Below are 16,752 nucleotides of genomic sequence, written 5' to 3'. Positions count from 1 at the left end.
ATCACAGCAGATGGGTATAAATATACTGCGCTATGCTGTCGGTGGTGTTGTCGCCAATCACCACGTTGGCGCGTGCTTTCACGGCGTCGTCAGCATTGCCCATTGCCACGCCGGTTCCGGCAGCTTCCAGCATGCTGATATCGTTGTAATTATCCCCGAAGGCAATCACGTCTTTCATCGACCCGCCCTGAGATTCAACAAACTGCGTCAGGCGCTTGCCTTTGCTGTTGCCTTTGCGGGCGATATCCACCTGATCGTGCCACGACCATTCGCACTCCAGACCCAGCGTCTGTTCGACGTGTTTCGCGAAAGCGTTCAGTTTGGTGGTGTCTTCGTCGGTGAGGGCAAATTTCCAGATGGCGTTCACATCCACAGCGGCCTGGCGCAGAGATGACACCTGCGTAAAGACCGGACGCTGCGCTTCGGGCAGGGACAGCGCCCAATTGCTGGTACGGGTTACGTGTCCGGTAGGGCGCTCATACATCATCGCATCATCGACATACATCAGGCCGTGAATGGCGTGTTCATCCAGCAAATCTATCAGTTGCAGGGCCTGCGTCGAAGGCAGCGGATCGGCCTGGAGAACCTTTTTTGCATGATAATCATACAAATAAGTACCATTACAACAAATTGCAGGTGTATCTAACGCCAGTGCCTGATAAAAAGGATGAATGGCAACGTGATGTCGACCGGTAACGATCATGAGTTGATATCCCGCTTCCTGAGCACGTTTCAGTGCTTCAAGCGAAGAGGGGAGCAGGGTTTTTTGCGGGGTTAACAGCGTACCGTCTAAATCCAGAGCAATCACACGCGAGGTCATTTGTTCTTCCGGGTTAATATTGAATTTAAGATCTAAGAGGATGGTACACCGAGAGGCGTGACCCACAAAATGTCAGACTAAAATTCAGCATTCACCGTTAAATTTACGCGCAGTGGAGAGGAGTATTCATGAAACAAACCGTTTATACCGCCAGTCCTGAGAGCCAGCAGATCCACGTCTGGCGTTTGAATGCGGAAGGCTCGCTCACGCTGGTGCAGGTGGTTGATGTGCCGGGGCAGGTGCAACCGATGGTTGTCAGCCCGGATAAACGTTTCCTGTATGTCGGCGTGCGCCCTGAGTTTCGCGTACTGGCCTACCGCATTGCGCCGGACGATGGCGCCCTGACGTATATCGCTGAAGCACCGCTGCCGGGCAGCCCGACGCACATCTCCACCGATCGCAAAGGCCAGTTCGTCTTCAGCGGCTCTTACAATTCCGGCTGCGTGAGCGTTACGCGTCTGGTCGATGGTGTTCCGCAGGAGACAGTGGACGTGGTTGAAGGGCTGGAAGGCTGTCACTCGGCGAATATCTCTCCGGACAACCGCACCCTCTGGGTTCCGGCGCTGAAACAGGATCGTATCTGCCTGTTCACCCTGAGCGACGACGGTCATCTTGCCGCGCAGACCCCGGCAGAAATTACCACCGTTGAGGGCGCAGGCCCACGTCACATGGTATTCCATCCGAATCAGCAGTATGCCTATGTGGTGAACGAGCTGAACAGCTCAGTCGACGTGTGGGAACTGAAAGATCCGAAAGGCCAGATTGAGCGCGTCCAGACTCTGGACATGATGCCGTCTGATTTCACCGACACCCGCTGGGCGGCGGATATTCACATCACCCCGGACGGGCGTCATCTGTACGCCTGCGATCGTACTTCCAGCCTAATCACCATTTTCAGCGTCTCGGAAGATGGCAGCGTGCTGGCGATCGAAGGCTTCCAGCCGACCGAAACCCAGCCGCGTGGCTTTAATATCGACAACAGCGGCAAATTCCTGGTGGCGGCGGGGCAGAAATCCCACCACATCGCCCTGTATGAAATCAAAGGCGAACAGGGCCTGCTGGAAGAGAAAGGACGCTATGCCGTCGGCCAGGGCCCAATGTGGGTGGTGGTTAACGCGCACTAAGCGGCGTAGAAAACAAAAAACCTCGCGTTTGCGAGGTTTTTTTATGCCCGGAGTTCGGGGTTACTGCTTCGGCTCAGCCATCACTTTGCTACCCACACCGCGGTTGTTGTATTCCCACATGCGGTTGAAGTTAGCGTCGTTCAGGTTACGCTGCACGTTGCCTTTATCATCCATCGCGCCGGTGTTACCGGAGTACGGACGTTTGGAGATTGCAGCATCGGCCCACGGTTTTGCCATGTTGAAGCCTTCGTTGATCACGCTATCGCGGATGACGACCTGGCCGTTAGTGGCGGAGTCGATATCCAGCGAACGGCCAAGCTGCGCCACGCCGTCACCGGATGCGGTAAAGCGGCTGTTCACGGCCAGGAAGCCGTAGAACATGTTGGACAGGGTTGCCGGCGCAAACACGTAACCTTCCTGCTGGGTGCGGGAGTTCACCACGCGGAACTCGGTGTTATCAAACACCACTGCACCGCGACCGGAGACGATATCCACATCACCTTCGATATAGCTATTGGTGACCTGAGTACGGGTCAGACGGTTATTCTGCAGGGCATTCTGCACGCCGCTGTTGGTCACGAAGAAGGTGTTCTGGCGACCGAGAATGTTCACGTTGTTGATCTGCACTTTATCGCCGTCAGTACGCAGGGCAACCGCCTGATGGTTACCCGCATCCACGCTGTCACCCAGGGTGTTCTGGATGGTCAGGTTCTGCAGCTGCAAACCGTTGTTCTGTGACCAGAATACCGCTGAGCACATCATGCCCACTGTGGCGGTTTGCTTGCTCTGGCAGTTGTCGAACATGTACCACGCCGGTTTGCCTGGCATATATTTACCGGCTGGATTGACCAGGTGACGCCAGGTATTACGGTCGATTTCCGAGTCAATCGCCAGACCAATTTTCACGTCGATGGCTTTATCACCGGTACCGTAAATCGTAATGCTGCCCGGTGCGGCAGGAACGTAAACGGTCCCTTCATAGTCGCCTGGCAGGACCGCAATGTACTGGCGCGATGCGCTGTGTTTGGTAATGGCGGCGTCAACGGCGGCCTGAATGCTGGTATGCGTCACGCCCTGGGTGCCTGCCGGGCCAACCACGAAGTTTGGTTGTGCAGGAATGCTAATAGAAGACGGCGTCCACGGAGCCGCGTTCGGGTCCATCGCAGAGTAATAATGTGCTGCGCTGAAGTTCTTCGCTTCACCCGCAGACAGAATAGGGCGGGATGCCGTGCCTGGCGCAGCCTGCTCGGATGGCAGCTGGTCAGGTGGGGTTGAGCTGCACGCGGACAACGTCACGCCAAAGGCGAGTGCCAACGCCAGACGAGAAATCCTGGAAATGTTCAAGGGAAAGCTCCTTGCTTCACGAGTCTTAACGGGATGATCGAAATAGCCTGCTTTTTTATACTAAGTTGAGCGAAACGGGAAGATGAAAAGCGAAAAAGTTGCATATTTCACCCGCATCCGGCGGGGAAGTCGTCACAAAAAAATAACAATTTCCGTAAAGCGGGTTGACACCGGCAAACGAATGAAAATAAATGTCTATACAACCCATGACAAGCGGAACTCCTATGCAGCAGCTTCATCCCGACGATGTCCTTTGGCGTAACGCACGGCTGGCGACCCTGAATCCTGAGGAGCCAGCACCTTACGGGCTGCGTGAAAAGGTGGCGCTGATTGTGCGCGGCGAGACGATTGTCGCCGTCGTTCCTGACTCGGAACTGCCGAAAACGCACGCTCATCAGGTTGATCTCGACGGGCGTCTGGTTACGCCTGGTCTGATCGATTGCCACACCCATCTGGTGTTTGGCGGCGACCGCGCCGGGGAGTGGGAGCAACGCCTCAACGGTGTCTCATATCAAACGATCAGCGCTCAGGGCGGGGGGATCAATTCCACTGTCTCCGCCACGCGAGAAAGTGACACGCAAACGCTGCTGAAACGAGCGGAACAGCGCCTGCACCGTTTGATGCAAGAAGGTGTCACCACGCTTGAAATCAAATCGGGTTACGGACTTAACGCGCAGAGCGAAGAGAAAATGCTGCGCGTGGCGCAAACCCTTGCTCAAAACCATCCGGTGGAGATCAGCCCGACGCTGCTCGCCGCCCATGCGGTGCCGAAAGAATATCGTCAGGATCCGGATGCGTACATTTCGCTGGTGTGCGAGCAGATCATGCCCGCTCTCTGGCGTGAAGGCCTGTTTGAAGCCGTAGACGTGTTTTGCGAAAACGTCGGCTTCACGCCGTCGCAAACCGAGCGGGTATTCCAGGCTGCCACTGCGCTGGGTATTCCCGTTAAAGGCCACGTCGAGCAACTGTCTAACCTGGGCGGCGCGGCGTTAGTCAGCCGCTATCACGGCTGGTCTGCCGATCATATTGAGTATCTTGATGACGCGGGCGTAAGCGCGATGGCGCATAGCGGCACGGTGGCGGTGTTGCTGCCAGGCGCGTACTACTTCTTACAGGAACGCCAGCGCCCGCCGGTTGAACAACTGCGAAAACAAGGCGTACCGATGGCCGTCGCCACGGATTACAACCCTGGCACCAGCCCGTTTGCCAGCCTGCATCTGGCGATGAACATGGCCTGCGTGCAGTTTGGCCTTACGCCGGAAGAGGCGTGGGCGGGCGTTACCCGCCACGCCGCACAGGCGCTGGGGCGCGGTGCTACCCACGGCCAGCTTAAGGCCGGATATGTCGCTGATTTTATCGTCTGGGACGCCGAACGTCCGGTGGAGATGGTCTACGAACCGGGGCGTAATCCGCTGTATCAACGCGTGTTTAGAGGGAAAGTATCATGAAACTGTGGCGACCCACTTCGCCTCACATCTGGCAGGGGCGCGACGATAGCGCTGAGGCCAGTAACGCGCTGCGCCTCTTCCAGACTATCGCGCATACCGACTGTTTTGCGCCCAAAAACTCAGGCATTGCGCTATTAGGATTCGAATGCGATGCCGGTGTGAAACGCAACCACGGCAGGCCCGGAGCGCTACAAGCCCCGGATGTACTGCGTAAAGCGCTGGCGAACATGGCAAGCCAGGAAGGGCACGCGCGCATTACCGACATGGGCACCATCACCGTTGAAGACGATGAACTTGAAGCTGCCCAGCGTGCGCTAAGTGACGCGGTGCAAACCTGCCAGCAGTCGGGGATGCGCACGCTGGTGTTCGGCGGCGGGCACGAAACGGCCTGGGCGCACGGTCGTGGGGTACTGGATGCGTTTGCGCAGGAGCGCGTTGTGATTATTAATCTCGATGCCCATCTCGATCTACGTGAAGCTGAACACGCTACGTCAGGCACACCGTTCCGCCAGCTGGCGCAGTACTGCGAAGCACAACAGCGCGAGTTTCAGTACGCCTGCTTTGGCGTCAGCCGGGCGGCAAATACTCAGGCGCTGTGGGACGAAGCAGACCGTCTGAACGTCACTCTGGTGGAAGATCTCGATTTTCGCCGTGCGGCGTTACCCACGCTGGAAAAGGTGCTGGCGCAAGCCGAACGCGTCTATCTGACTATCGATCTGGATGTCCTGCCCGCCGGGGAAATGCCTGCCGTTTCAGCCCCGGCGGCGCTCGGTGTTCCGGCGCTGGATTTACTCCCGGTGATCGGTGAAATCTGTCGCAGCGGAAAACTCCAGGCGGTCGATTTAGTCGAATTTAACCCGACCTACGACCGCGACGGACAGGGCGCACGGCTTGCCGCGCGTCTGGCGTGGCAAATTGCTCACTGGTGGGCATAACTCTTATTAAGGAATCACGATGTTTTCACGCTCACCGAATCAACCGCCCGGTACGCCTGCCCCCTTCTATGAGAAGGTGAAACAGGCCATCAGCGAAAAAATCGCCACCGGCGTCTGGCAGCCGCACGACCGCATTCCCTCCGAGGCCGAGCTGGTGGCGCAGTTTGGCTTTAGCCGCATGACCATTAACCGCGCATTGCGCGAACTCACCGACGAAGGTCTGCTGGTGCGCTTGCAGGGCGTCGGGACCTTTGTGGCCGAGCCGAAAGGGCAGTCGGCGCTGTTTGAAATCCGCAGCATCGCCGATGAGATTGCCTCGCGTAATCATCAGCATCACTGTGAAGTGTTAATCCTGGAGGAGACCCAGGCCAGCGCCGAGCAGGCGGTCGAGCTGAATGTCAAAGAGGGAGCGCGGATTTTCCATTCGGTGATGGTGCATTTTGAGAACGACATCCCGGTGCAAATTGAGGATCGCTGCGTCAACGCCGACCGGGTGCCCGACTATCTCCAGCAGGATTACACCCAGACCACGCCTCACGCCTGGCTGTCGCAGGTCGCGCCGCTGACGGAGGGGGAACACATCGTGGAAGCGGTACGTGCCACGCCGCAGGAGTGCGAATTGCTGCGCATTAAAGAGCACGACCCGTGCCTGCTGATCCGCCGTCGCACCTGGTCTTCCGGGCAGATCGTGTCGCACGCCAGGCTGTTATTTCCCGGTTCGCGCTACCGGCTGCAAGGCCACTTTATGTCATAGGTTTTCAAAGCGTGATAGCTAACACAATATAACAAAATTGTATCTTTATTGTTAAATCCGACCTTGTGCGGGGTTGTCTATACAAGTATATCTGTTTGTATCTTTCATCCCGTATGAGGACCACACAATGTCGTCAGGTAAATACCGCCAGCAGGATGTCCGCGCTCCGCGCGGCACCACGCTCACCGCCAAAAGCTGGCTCACCGAAGCGCCGCTGCGCATGTTGATGAACAACCTTGATCCTGAGGTTGCCGAAAACCCGCACGAGCTGGTGGTGTACGGCGGTATTGGCCGCGCAGCGCGTAACTGGGAATGCTACGACGCCATTGTGGAAGCGCTCACTAATCTCGAAATCGATGAAACCCTGCTGGTGCAATCCGGCAAACCGGTCGGGGTGTTCAAAACCCACAAGAATGCGCCGCGCGTGTTGATTGCCAACTCGAACCTCGTCCCGCACTGGGCCACCTGGGAACACTTCAACGAGCTGGACGCCAAAGGGCTGGCGATGTACGGCCAGATGACCGCGGGCAGCTGGATCTACATTGGCAGCCAGGGCATCGTGCAGGGCACCTACGAAACCTTCGTCGAAGCTGGACGCCAGCATTACAACGGCTCCCTGAAAGGGCGCTGGGTATTGACCGCCGGGCTCGGCGGGATGGGCGGCGCACAACCGCTGGCGGCAACGCTGGCGGGCGCGTGTTCCCTCAACATCGAATGCCAGCAGAGCCGCATTGATTTCCGCCTGCGCACCCGCTATGTCGATGAACAGGCCGACAATCTCGACGACGCCCTGGCGCGTATTCAGAAATACACCACCGAAGGCAAAACCATGTCGATTGCCCTGTGCGGCAACGCGGCAGATATCGTCCCGGAACTGGTGGCGCGCGGCGTTCGCCCGGATCTGGTGACCGATCAGACCAGCGCTCACGATCCGCTCCACGGCTATCTGCCGAAAGGCTGGACGTGGGAAGAGTATCAGCAAAAATCCCAAAGCGACCCGGAAGGGACGGTGCTGGCCGCCAAACGCTCAATGGCGGAGCATGTATCGGCAATGCTGGCGTTCAGCAAGATGGGCGTACCGACCTTCGATTACGGGAACAACATTCGCCAGATGGCGAAAGAGATGGGCGTGGAAAACGCCTTCGACTTCCCCGGTTTTGTCCCGGCCTATATCCGTCCGCTGTTCTGCCGTGGTATCGGTCCGTTCCGCTGGGTGGCGCTCTCCGGCGACCCGCAAGATATCTACAAAACCGATGCCAAAGTGAAAGAGATCGTCGCCGATGACGCCCATCTGCACCACTGGCTGGATATGGCTCGCGAGCGTATCAATTTCCAGGGGCTGCCTGCGCGTATCTGCTGGGTGGGCCTCGAGTGGCGACAAAAACTCGGCCTGGCGTTCAACGAGATGGTGCGCAGCGGGGAAGTTTCCGCACCGATTGTCATTGGCCGCGACCACTTAGATTCCGGGTCCGTCGCCAGCCCGAACCGTGAAACTGAGGCCATGCAGGACGGCTCCGACGCCGTGTCCGACTGGCCGTTACTCAACGCTTTACTGAATACCGCCAGCGGCGCGACCTGGGTGTCACTGCACCACGGCGGCGGCGTGGGGATGGGCTTCTCGCAGCATGCGGGGATGGTGATTGTCTGCGATGGCACCGACGAAGCCGCCGCGCGTATTGCCCGCGTACTGCACAACGACCCGGCTACCGGCGTGATGCGCCACGCTGATGCAGGCTATGACATTGCAATCGACTGTGCGAAAGAGCAGGGACTGAACCTGCCGATGGTCGCCGCCACACAAGGAAAACACTGATGAATGCTTTGACTATTACTCCCGGCGCGCTGACCTTTGCTCATCTGCGCAGCGCCTGGCGTCAGCCGGTGACGCTAACGCTTGATGAAGAAGCGCATCAGGCGATCAACGATAGCGTCGCCTGCGTCGAGGCCATTGTCGCTGAAGACCGCACGGCCTATGGGATCAACACCGGTTTCGGCCTGCTGGCCCAGACCCGTATCGCTACCCACGATCTGGAAAACTTGCAGCGCTCGCTGGTGCTGTCTCACGCGGCGGGCGTGGGCGAACCGCTGGATGACGAGATCGTGCGCCTGATGATGGTGCTGAAAATTAATAGCCTGGCGCGCGGTTTCTCTGGCATCCGCCTGAGCGTGATTCAGGCGCTGATCGCCCTGGTTAACGCCCAGGTCTATCCGTGGATCCCGGCCAAAGGCTCCGTCGGCGCATCGGGGGATTTGGCACCGCTGGCGCACATGTCGCTTCTGCTGTTGGGCGAGGGCAAAGCGCGCTGGCAGGGGCAATGGCTGCCAGCCAAAGAGGCGCTGCAAAAAGCCGGATTAGAGCCGATTACGCTCGCCGCGAAAGAGGGGCTGGCGCTGCTGAACGGCACTCAGGCATCCACGGCGTTTGCGTTGCGCGGTCTGTTCGAAGCCGAAGATCTGTTTGCCTCGGCGGTGGTGTGCGGCGCGCTGACCACCGAAGCGGTACTCGGCTCGCGCCGTCCGTTTGACGCGCGTATTCATGAGGTTCGCGGTCAGCGCGGGCAAATTGACGCGGCGGCGATGTACCGTCATCTGCTGACTGATACCAGTGCAATTGCTGATTCACATCATAACTGCGATAAGGTGCAGGACCCGTACTCCCTGCGCTGTCAGCCGCAGGTGATGGGCGCGTGTCTGACGCAAATCCGGCAGGCCGCCGAGGTGCTGCTGGTGGAAGCCAACGCCGTTTCTGACAATCCGCTGGTCTTTGCCGAGCAAAACGAAGTGGTGTCAGGCGGGAATTTCCACGCCGAGCCGGTGGCGATGGCCGCCGATAATCTGGCATTGGCGATTGCCGAAATTGGCGCGTTGTCCGAGCGTCGTATCGCGCTGATGATGGATAAACACATGTCGCAGCTGCCGCCGTTCCTGGTGCGCAACGGCGGGGTCAACTCCGGGTTTATGATTGCCCAGGTCACCGCTGCGGCACTGGCGAGCGAAAACAAAGCGCTGTCGCATCCGCACAGCGTCGACAGCCTGCCGACGTCCGCCAATCAGGAAGACCATGTGTCGATGGCGCCTGCCGCCGGGCGTCGTCTGTGGGAGATGGCGTACAACACGCGCGGCGTAATTGCGGTCGAGTGGCTGGCAGCAGTGCAGGGAATCGATCTGCGCGAAGGTCTAAAATCCAGTCCGCTGCTGGAGCAGGCGCGGCAGAATTTGCGCGAGCATGTCACGCACTACGACGACGACCGTTTCTTTGCGCCGGATATTGATAAGGCGATGGAACTGTTAAACGCGGGGAGTCTGGTGGGGTTGTTACCAGCGGTGTGTGCGGTCTGATGCCCTCACCCCGGCCCTCTCCCACGGGAGAGGGAGAAAACCGCACCGTGCATTTCCCTCTCCCACGGGAGAGGGAGAAAACCGCACCGAACAATTCCTTCTCCCACGGGAGAGGGAGAAAACCGCACCGTACATTTCCCTCTCCCGTGGGGAGAGGGTTAGGGTGAGGGGCCCAGCCCGCTCGATCAGATATACATCGCCGTAATCGACGCACTTCCCAGCGTATGAAAATGCACGTTAAAGCCCACCATCGCGCCGCTCGCGCCTTCATCTACGTCAATCTTCTCAACGTCCAGCGCATGCACGGTGAAAATATACCGGTGCGTTTCGCCTTTCGGTGGTGCCGCGCCGCCGTATCCCGCTTTACCAAAATCGGTGCGGGTCTGAACTGCCCCATCAGGTAAGGCCACCAAATCTGAGCCGGAACCCTGCGGCAGCACGCGCGTGTCGGCGGGGAGATTGGCGACAATCCAGTGCCACCAGCCGGAACCGGTCGGCGCGTCCGGGTCGTAGCAGGTCACGACAAAACTCTTGGTTCCGGGCGGAACCTCGTCCCAGGCCAGGTGCGGCGAAATATTATCGCCCTGATAACCCATGCCATTGAACACGTGGCGTTCGGGCAATTTTTCGCCGTCGCGCAGATCCTGACTGATAATCTTCATGCGATTTCTCCTCGGTAGCCGTGCAAAAAGTGTAAACCATCCACAGCATACCGAGGCTAACGCGTTGGGTTAAATCGCAAAATGTGCGGGAATGTTAACGGCTTCGATCACCGCGTCCGTCAGTTTCTGCAACTGCGCAGGCGTAATGATGTACGGTGGCATCAGGTAGATCAGTTTGCCGAACGGACGCACCCACACGCCGCGCTCGACGAAGAACCGTTGTAACACCGCCATGTTGACAGGATGTGTCGTTTCGACCACGCCAATCGCCCCCAGCACCCGCACATCGGCGACAAATTCAGAATCCGCCGCGCCTGCCAGTTCGTGCGTGAGTTGTGATTCGATAGCCGCCACCTGCGCCCGCCATTCGCCACTTTCCAGAATGGCCAGACTTTCGCTGGCGACCGCGCAGGCCAGGGGATTACCCATAAACGTCGGGCCGTGCATAAAGCAACCCGCTTCGCCGTCGCTGATGGTGTCCGCGACGTGACGCGTGGTCAGCGTAGCGGAAAGCGTCATGGTGCCGCCCGTCAGGGCTTTACCGAGGCACAAAATATCCGGTGCAATGTCCGCGTGTTCGCAGGCAAACAGCTTACCGGTGCGACCAAACCCGGTGGCGATTTCGTCGGCGATGAGCAAGATGCCTTCGCGGTCGCACATCTTGCGAATACGTTTTAACCATTCCGGGTGGTACATGCGCATCCCGCCTGCGCCCTGGACCACTGGCTCCAGAATCACAGCGGCGATCTCGTGGCGATGGGCCGCCATCAGACGGGCAAAGCCGACCATATCCATCTCGTTCCACTCGCCGCCAAAACGGCTCTGCGGGGCCGGAGCAAACAGGTTTTCCGGCAGATAGCCCTGCCACAGGCTGTGCATGGAGTTATCCGGATCGCAGACCGACATCGCGCCAAAGGTGTCGCCGTGATAGCCGTTGCGGAAGGTCAGGAAACGCTGGCGCGGATCGCCTTTCGCCTGCCAGTACTGCAGCGCCATTTTCATCGCCACTTCCACCGCCACCGAACCCGAATCGGCGAGGAAAACGCATTCCAGCGATGCCGGAGTCATGGACACCAGACGACGGCAAAGGTCAATCGCTGGCTGATGGGTGATCCCGCCAAACATCACGTGGGGCATCTGGTCAATTTGCGTTTTCATCGCCGCATTCAGGCGCGGATGGTTGTATCCGTGGATGGTCGCCCACCAGGAGGACATCCCGTCGACCAGCGTTTCGCCGGTGGCGAGATGCAGTTCGCACCCGCGCGCTGAGGCGACCGGATAGACGGGTAACGGCTGGGTCATGGAGGTGTAGGGGTGCCAGATATGCTGCTTGTCGAAGGCGAGATCGTCCTGGGTCATAATCGACTTGTAAACCATTTTGAAAAGTTTTAGGTTTACGAGTATAAACCGAACCCACAGTTAATTAACAGTACACGAAATATTTCGTGTGGCATCGCGGCGGCAAGCGAGCGAATCCCCGGGAGCATAGATAACTATGTGACCGGAGTGAGCAAGCGCAGCCAACAAAGAGGCCGCGCGAAATATGAAGTGTAACTTTTGGAGAAGCCCGATGGCTAATCACCCGCGCTGGACAATGTCGCAAGTCACCGAATTATTTAACAAACCTTTCCTCGAACTGATGTTCGAAGCCCAGCAAATCCACCGCCAGCACTTCGATCCGCGTCATGTGCAGGTCAGCACGCTGCTGTCGATCAAAACCGGTGCCTGCCCGGAAGACTGCAAATATTGCCCGCAAAGTGCGCGCTATAAAACCGGGCTTGAAGCCGAGCGTCTGATGGAAGTTGAGCAGGTTCTCGACTCGGCGCGTAAAGCGAAAAATGCCGGTTCGACCCGATTCTGCATGGGGGCAGCGTGGAAAAACCCGCACGACCGCGATATGCCGTATCTCGAGCAGATGGTGCAAGGCGTGAAAGCGATGGGCCTTGAAGCCTGTATGACGCTCGGCACACTGAACGAAACCCAGGCGCAGCGCCTGTCGGCGGCGGGGCTGGACTACTACAACCACAACCTCGACACCTCGCCGGAATTCTACGGCAACATCATCACCACCCGTACCTATCAGGAGCGTCTGGACACCCTCGGCAAGGTACGAGATGCCGGGATTAAGGTCTGCTCCGGGGGGATCGTCGGCTTAGGCGAAACGGTGAAAGATCGCGCGGGCCTGCTGCTCCAGCTGGCGAATCTGCCGACGCCGCCGGAAAGCGTGCCGATCAACATGCTGGTCAAGGTCAAAGGTACACCGATGGCGGATAACGACGATGTGGATGCCTTTGATTTTATCCGCACTATCGCCGTGGCGCGCATCATGATGCCAACCTCGTTCGTGCGCCTTTCCGCAGGCCGCGAGCAGATGAATGAACAGACTCAGGCGATGTGCTTTATGGCGGGCGCCAACTCGATTTTCTACGGCTGCAAACTGCTGACCACGCCGAACCCGGAAGAGGACAAAGACGTTCAGCTGTTCCGCAAGCTAGGGCTGAATCCGCATCAGACCGAAGTGCTGACGGGCGATAACGAGCTGGAACAGCAGCTTTTCAACGCCGACACCGAACAGTATTACAACGCCGCGACCGTATGACCTGGCAACATCGTATCGATGCCGCCCTTGACGAACGCCGGGCGGCGGACGCGTTTCGCACGCGCTCAGCCGTCAAGGGCGGCGGGCGCTTTCTGCTTCGCGACCAGCGCCAGTTCTGCAATTTCTCCAGCAATGATTATCTGGGCTTAAGCCAGCACCCGACGATTGTCCGCGCCTGGCAGCAGGGGGCAGATAGGTATGGCGTGGGAAGCGGTGGATCGGGGCATGTCACGGGCTACACCACCGCGCATCAGGCGCTGGAAGAGCAGCTTGCCGACTGGCTCGGCTATTCGCGCGCGCTGCTGTTTATCTCCGGTTTTGCTGCTAATCAGGCACTGATCGCCGCGCTGGTGGGTAAAGAGGATCGGATTGTCGCCGACCGTCTGAGCCACGCTTCGCTGCTGGAAGCCTCCAGTCTCAGCCCGGCGCAGCTGCGTCGGTTTACCCACAACGACGTGAAACAGCTCGATGCGCTGCTGGAGAAACCCTGCGAAGGGCAACAGCTGGTGGTGACCGAAGGGGTGTTCAGCATGGACGGCGACAGCGCACCGCTGGGTGAATTGCACGCCGCCGCCCGGCGGCACGATGCCTGGCTGCTGGTGGATGATGCCCACGGCATTGGCGTGCTCGGCGAAGCAGGGCGCGGGAGTGCCGCCAGCCAGGATGTGAAACCGGAGCTGCTAGTTGTGACCTTTGGCAAAGGGTTTGGCATCAGCGGTGCGGCGGTGCTGTGCAGTGACTCGGTGGCCGATTATTTGCTGCAATTTGCCCGCCATCTGATCTACAGCACCAGTATGCCGCCTGCGCAGGCGGTGGCGCTGCAGGAAGCGCTAAACGTGATTCGGAGCGACGAGGGTGAACAGCGTCGGCAAATTCTGGCGGCGCATATTCAGCGCTTCCGGGCTGGCGTTGGCGAACTGCCGTGGCAGATGACGCAATCGCAAAGCGCCATTCAGCCGCTGATTGTCGGTGAAAACAGCCGCACATTACGGCTGGCGCAGCAGCTTCGCGAGCGGGGGATGTGGGTGACGGCGATCCGTCCGCCGACGGTTCCAGCGGGTACAGCGCGTCTGCGTCTAACCTTGACCGCCGCGCATCACGCGCAGGATATCGATGATTTGCTGGAGGCGCTGCATGACGCAGGTGAATAAGCAGGCCATTGCCACGGCCTTTGGGCGGGCGGCGCAGAGCTACTCTCAACATGATGAATTGCAGCGCCGCAGCGCTCACGGGCTGAAAGCCTTTCTCGACGCAGGGAGGTTCAATGCCGTACTGGATGCGGGCTGTGGTCCCGGTGCGAACAGCCGCGCCTGGCGCGAGACGGGCAGCCACGTGACGGCGCTCGATCTCTCGGCGCAAATGCTGGAGCAGGCACGCTATCAGCAGGCGGCGGATGATTATCTGGTGGCGGATATCGAAGCGATTCCGTTACCTGACGCGCAGTTTGATCTGGTCTGGAGCCATCTGGCGGTGCAGTGGTGCGCCAGTTTGCCGCAGGCGCTACGCGAGCTGTATCGGGTGACGCGACCGGGAGGAATCGTTGCGTTTACCACGCTGCTGGATAACTCACTGCCGGAGCTGAATCAGGCGTGGCGCGCGGTGGATGAACAGCCGCACGCCAACCGTTTTTTATCGCAGAACGAGGTAGAAAGTGCGATGGCAGGATGGCGTTTTCGAGCCACCACGCAGATTGTGACGCTCGGATTCACGGATGCGCTGAGCGCCATGCGCTCGCTGAAAGGAATTGGCGCCACCCATCTGCACAGCGGACGGGCACGCAAACCGCTGACGCGCGGCGAACTTAACCGACTCGAACTGACGTGGCCGCGCGAGCGGGGTGAATTTCCGCTCTCTTATCAATTATTTCATGGGATTATCGAACGTGAGTGAACGTTATTTTGTCACCGGAACGGATACCGAAGTGGGTAAAACCGTCGCCAGCTCGGCGCTGTTGCAGGCCGCACGTATGCAGGGTTTTATGACTGCCGGATACAAACCTGTCGCGTCGGGCAGCGAGATGACGGCGGAAGGCTTGCGCAATTCCGACGCGCTGGCGTTGCAATGCAACAGCTCACTTCCGCTGGCTTACGAGGAGGTGAATCCGTACACCTTTGCGGAACCGACGTCGCCCCACATCATCAGCGCCGACGAGCAGCGCCCAATTGAATTCCCGGTGCTCTCTGCGGGCTTGAAGGCGCTGGAGCAGCAGGCGGAATGGGTGCTGGTTGAAGGGGCGGGCGGCTGGTTTACGCCGCTCTCAGATAATCAAACGTTCGCCGATTGGGTGCAGGACGAACAGCTGCCGGTGATCCTCGTGGTCGGCGTCAAACTGGGCTGCATCAATCACGCGATGCTCACCGCACAGGCGATTCAACAGGCCGGTTTGCGCTTCGCGGGCTGGATTGCCAACGACGTCGTTGCGCCAGGAAAACGTCATCAGGAATATCTCGCTACGTTGCAGCGCGTGCTTCCCGCGCCGTTTCTCGGGGAAATTCCGTGGCTGGCTGAAGGCGCAGAACACGCCGAGACCGGGCAGTATCTTGATCTCAGCGCCTTGCATCCCGCGACATCCAGTGCGCGATAAGCGCCTCATCCAGTTCGTTTACGTGGCCCTGGGCCACGTTACGTCCGCGATACAGCACGCAAAAACGATCCGCCACCCGGCGGATAAACGACAGCTGTTGTTCTGCTAACAGCACCGTCATTCCCAGCTCCCGGCTCAGGCGCATCAGCAGTTGTCCCAACTTGTGGGCAAAGGTATTTCCTGTGCCGTGCAGCGGCTCATCCAGAATCAGCAGGCGAGGGCGATTGATGAGCGCATTGGCCAGCGCCAATTGATATTGTTCATCGGGCGACATGCCCGTTGCTCGGGCGTGGCGCAGCGGCCAGAGCTGGGGAAAGAGGTCGTAAATCTCAGCACTTGCGCCTGCATCCGGTGTGCCTTTGGCACGCATCGCAACATGCAGATTCTCCTCGACCGTCAGCTGCGAGAATATCCGCCTGTCCTGTGAAACATAGCCAATGCCCGGCATCGCGCACTGCTCAGGTGCATCTGCGTGTAAATTGCACGGCGGTGAGCCGGTTTCATGCCAGATAATGGTGCCACTTTCTATCGGTAGCTGGCCGGTGATGCAGTTGATCAGCGTCGTTTTACCCATGCCCGGCAGCCCAATAACGCCCGTGCACATCCCCGGCGGCAAATCTAAATCCACATTCCACAGCGTGTGTTGGCTTCCGTAAAACTGATTAACAGCGCGCAGACTTAACATAATGCTCTCCTGGTAACGCGTGAGGGACAAGACGTCACAGGAATGTGCAAAACCCCTGCCATAAACTGAAGTTAGGTCAAATAAGCGGCGATTTTAAGATTACGCTCACAAAGGTTAAGCGCGGCTACAGGCCACAGAATGACTGAATTGTGATTAAGATCTCACCAGTCGTTATGCGCTGTGGGTCTGATAATCATCAAAAAAGAGCGATAAATATTTTTTATGGGCATGCCCTTGGGAAAAGCCGGGAATTTGGCGAGTGGCGGTCTGTATGGGCTGGAAGCAGTTATCCACTATTCCTGTGGATAACCATGTGCATTAGAGTTAGAAAACTTGAGGCAAGCGAGAGAATACGCGGCCTGCGCCTGAATTGGTGCGAAACGCGGCTTTAAGAAATATCTTCTATTAATTAAATAGTTAGACAAAAGCAATCAGCGTCATGAAAGTGTCACGCGCTG

15 protein-coding genes are annotated in these 16,752 nt (G+C 58.5%); 10 read left to right on the top strand and 5 right to left on the bottom strand.

Translation table 11 applies throughout. The features are described 5' to 3' along the window. Window position 1: 1 nt before the first annotated feature. The gene (locus C3708_RS06250; RefSeq protein ID WP_095281303.1) at window positions 2-820 is read right to left on the bottom strand and encodes a pyridoxal phosphatase; all 819 of its coding nucleotides are present in this window, start codon (window positions 818-820) and stop codon (window positions 2-4) included. Window positions 821-948: 128 nt separating this feature from the next. On the opposite strand from C3708_RS06250, the gene pgl reads away from it, so the two are divergent. Next, on the top strand, window positions 949-1,944 hold the full coding sequence (gene pgl, locus C3708_RS06245; protein WP_103948776.1) for a 6-phosphogluconolactonase: 996 nt from the start codon (window positions 949-951) through the stop codon (window positions 1,942-1,944). A gap of 60 nt (window positions 1,945-2,004) precedes the next feature. Here pgl and C3708_RS06240 read toward each other — a convergent pair whose 3' ends face one another. Beyond that, the gene (locus C3708_RS06240) at window positions 2,005-3,288 is read right to left on the bottom strand and encodes a putative acyl-CoA thioester hydrolase (protein WP_095281305.1); all 1,284 of its coding nucleotides are present in this window, start codon (window positions 3,286-3,288) and stop codon (window positions 2,005-2,007) included. Between the two features lie 224 nt (window positions 3,289-3,512). Between C3708_RS06240 and hutI the strand changes: the two genes are divergently transcribed. The 5 genes from hutI to hutH all read left to right on the top strand — a co-directional run bounded on the left by hutI (window position 3,513) and on the right by hutH (window position 9,764). Continuing rightward, window positions 3,513-4,736: an imidazolonepropionase gene (gene hutI / locus C3708_RS06235; RefSeq protein ID WP_103948775.1), complete on the top strand. Its 1,224-nt coding sequence runs from the start codon at window positions 3,513-3,515 to the stop codon at window positions 4,734-4,736. Next, entirely contained in the window at window positions 4,733-5,671 is a 939-nt protein-coding gene (gene hutG, locus C3708_RS06230) for a formimidoylglutamase (RefSeq protein WP_103948774.1), read from the top strand. Before hutI ends, hutG begins: the two co-directional genes overlap by 4 nt. A 19-nt stretch (window positions 5,672-5,690) precedes the next feature. Beyond that, window positions 5,691-6,425: a histidine utilization repressor gene (locus tag C3708_RS06225; RefSeq protein WP_103946955.1), complete on the top strand. Its 735-nt coding sequence runs from the start codon at window positions 5,691-5,693 to the stop codon at window positions 6,423-6,425. A gap of 127 nt (window positions 6,426-6,552) precedes the next feature. Beyond that, window positions 6,553-8,238 carry a urocanate hydratase gene (hutU, locus tag C3708_RS06220; protein WP_103948773.1) on the top strand — a complete coding sequence of 562 codons (1,686 nt, stop codon included), beginning with the start codon at window positions 6,553-6,555 and terminating at the stop codon, window positions 8,236-8,238. Continuing rightward, a complete protein-coding gene (gene hutH, locus C3708_RS06215; RefSeq protein ID WP_103948772.1) occupies window positions 8,238-9,764 on the top strand; it encodes a histidine ammonia-lyase in 1,527 nt (508 codons plus the stop codon). Before hutU ends, hutH begins: the two co-directional genes overlap by 1 nt. A gap of 185 nt (window positions 9,765-9,949) precedes the next feature. Here the strand turns inward: hutH and C3708_RS06210 are convergent, their stop codons facing one another. Together C3708_RS06210 and bioA are read right to left on the bottom strand one after the other, a co-directional pair. Then, window positions 9,950-10,426: a kinase inhibitor gene (locus tag C3708_RS06210; protein ID WP_103946952.1), complete on the bottom strand. Its 477-nt coding sequence runs from the start codon at window positions 10,424-10,426 to the stop codon at window positions 9,950-9,952. Window positions 10,427-10,495: 69 nt separating this feature from the next. After that, window positions 10,496-11,803: an adenosylmethionine--8-amino-7-oxononanoate transaminase gene (bioA, locus tag C3708_RS06205; protein ID WP_103948771.1), complete on the bottom strand. Its 1,308-nt coding sequence runs from the start codon at window positions 11,801-11,803 to the stop codon at window positions 10,496-10,498. A gap of 193 nt (window positions 11,804-11,996) precedes the next feature. Here bioA and bioB point away from each other — a divergent pair, with 193 nt between their 5' ends. The 4 genes from bioB to bioD are packed head-to-tail and all read left to right on the top strand — an operon-like array spanning window position 11,997 to window position 15,609. Continuing rightward, complete coding sequence (gene bioB / locus C3708_RS06200; RefSeq protein WP_095281310.1) at window positions 11,997-13,025, top strand: biotin synthase BioB; 1,029 nt, start codon at window positions 11,997-11,999, stop codon at window positions 13,023-13,025. After that, complete coding sequence (bioF, locus tag C3708_RS06195) at window positions 13,022-14,176, top strand: 8-amino-7-oxononanoate synthase (protein WP_103948770.1); 1,155 nt, start codon at window positions 13,022-13,024, stop codon at window positions 14,174-14,176. The genes bioB and bioF overlap by 4 nt, the downstream gene beginning before the upstream one ends. After that, a complete protein-coding gene (gene bioC, locus C3708_RS06190) occupies window positions 14,160-14,915 on the top strand; it encodes a malonyl-ACP O-methyltransferase BioC (protein ID WP_103948769.1) in 756 nt (251 codons plus the stop codon). The genes bioF and bioC overlap by 17 nt, the downstream gene beginning before the upstream one ends. Next, window positions 14,908-15,609 carry a dethiobiotin synthase gene (bioD, locus tag C3708_RS06185; protein ID WP_103948768.1) on the top strand — a complete coding sequence of 234 codons (702 nt, stop codon included), beginning with the start codon at window positions 14,908-14,910 and terminating at the stop codon, window positions 15,607-15,609. Before bioC ends, bioD begins: the two co-directional genes overlap by 8 nt. On the opposite strand, the gene C3708_RS06180 is transcribed toward bioD, so the two are convergent. Further along, window positions 15,572-16,294 carry an ABC transporter ATP-binding protein gene (locus C3708_RS06180; RefSeq protein ID WP_103948767.1) on the bottom strand — a complete coding sequence of 241 codons (723 nt, stop codon included), beginning with the start codon at window positions 16,292-16,294 and terminating at the stop codon, window positions 15,572-15,574. The two genes, bioD and C3708_RS06180, sit on opposite strands and share 38 nt — an antisense overlap. Between the last annotated feature and the right edge of the window lie 458 nt (window positions 16,295-16,752).

This window comes from Lelliottia sp. 7254-16, assembly GCF_002922995.1.
In the GTDB taxonomy this organism is placed as follows: domain Bacteria; phylum Pseudomonadota; class Gammaproteobacteria; order Enterobacterales; family Enterobacteriaceae; genus Enterobacter; species Enterobacter jeotgali.
The sequence above is the reverse complement of the archived record's forward strand: the minus strand, read 5'-3'. Positions and strand labels throughout refer to the sequence as shown.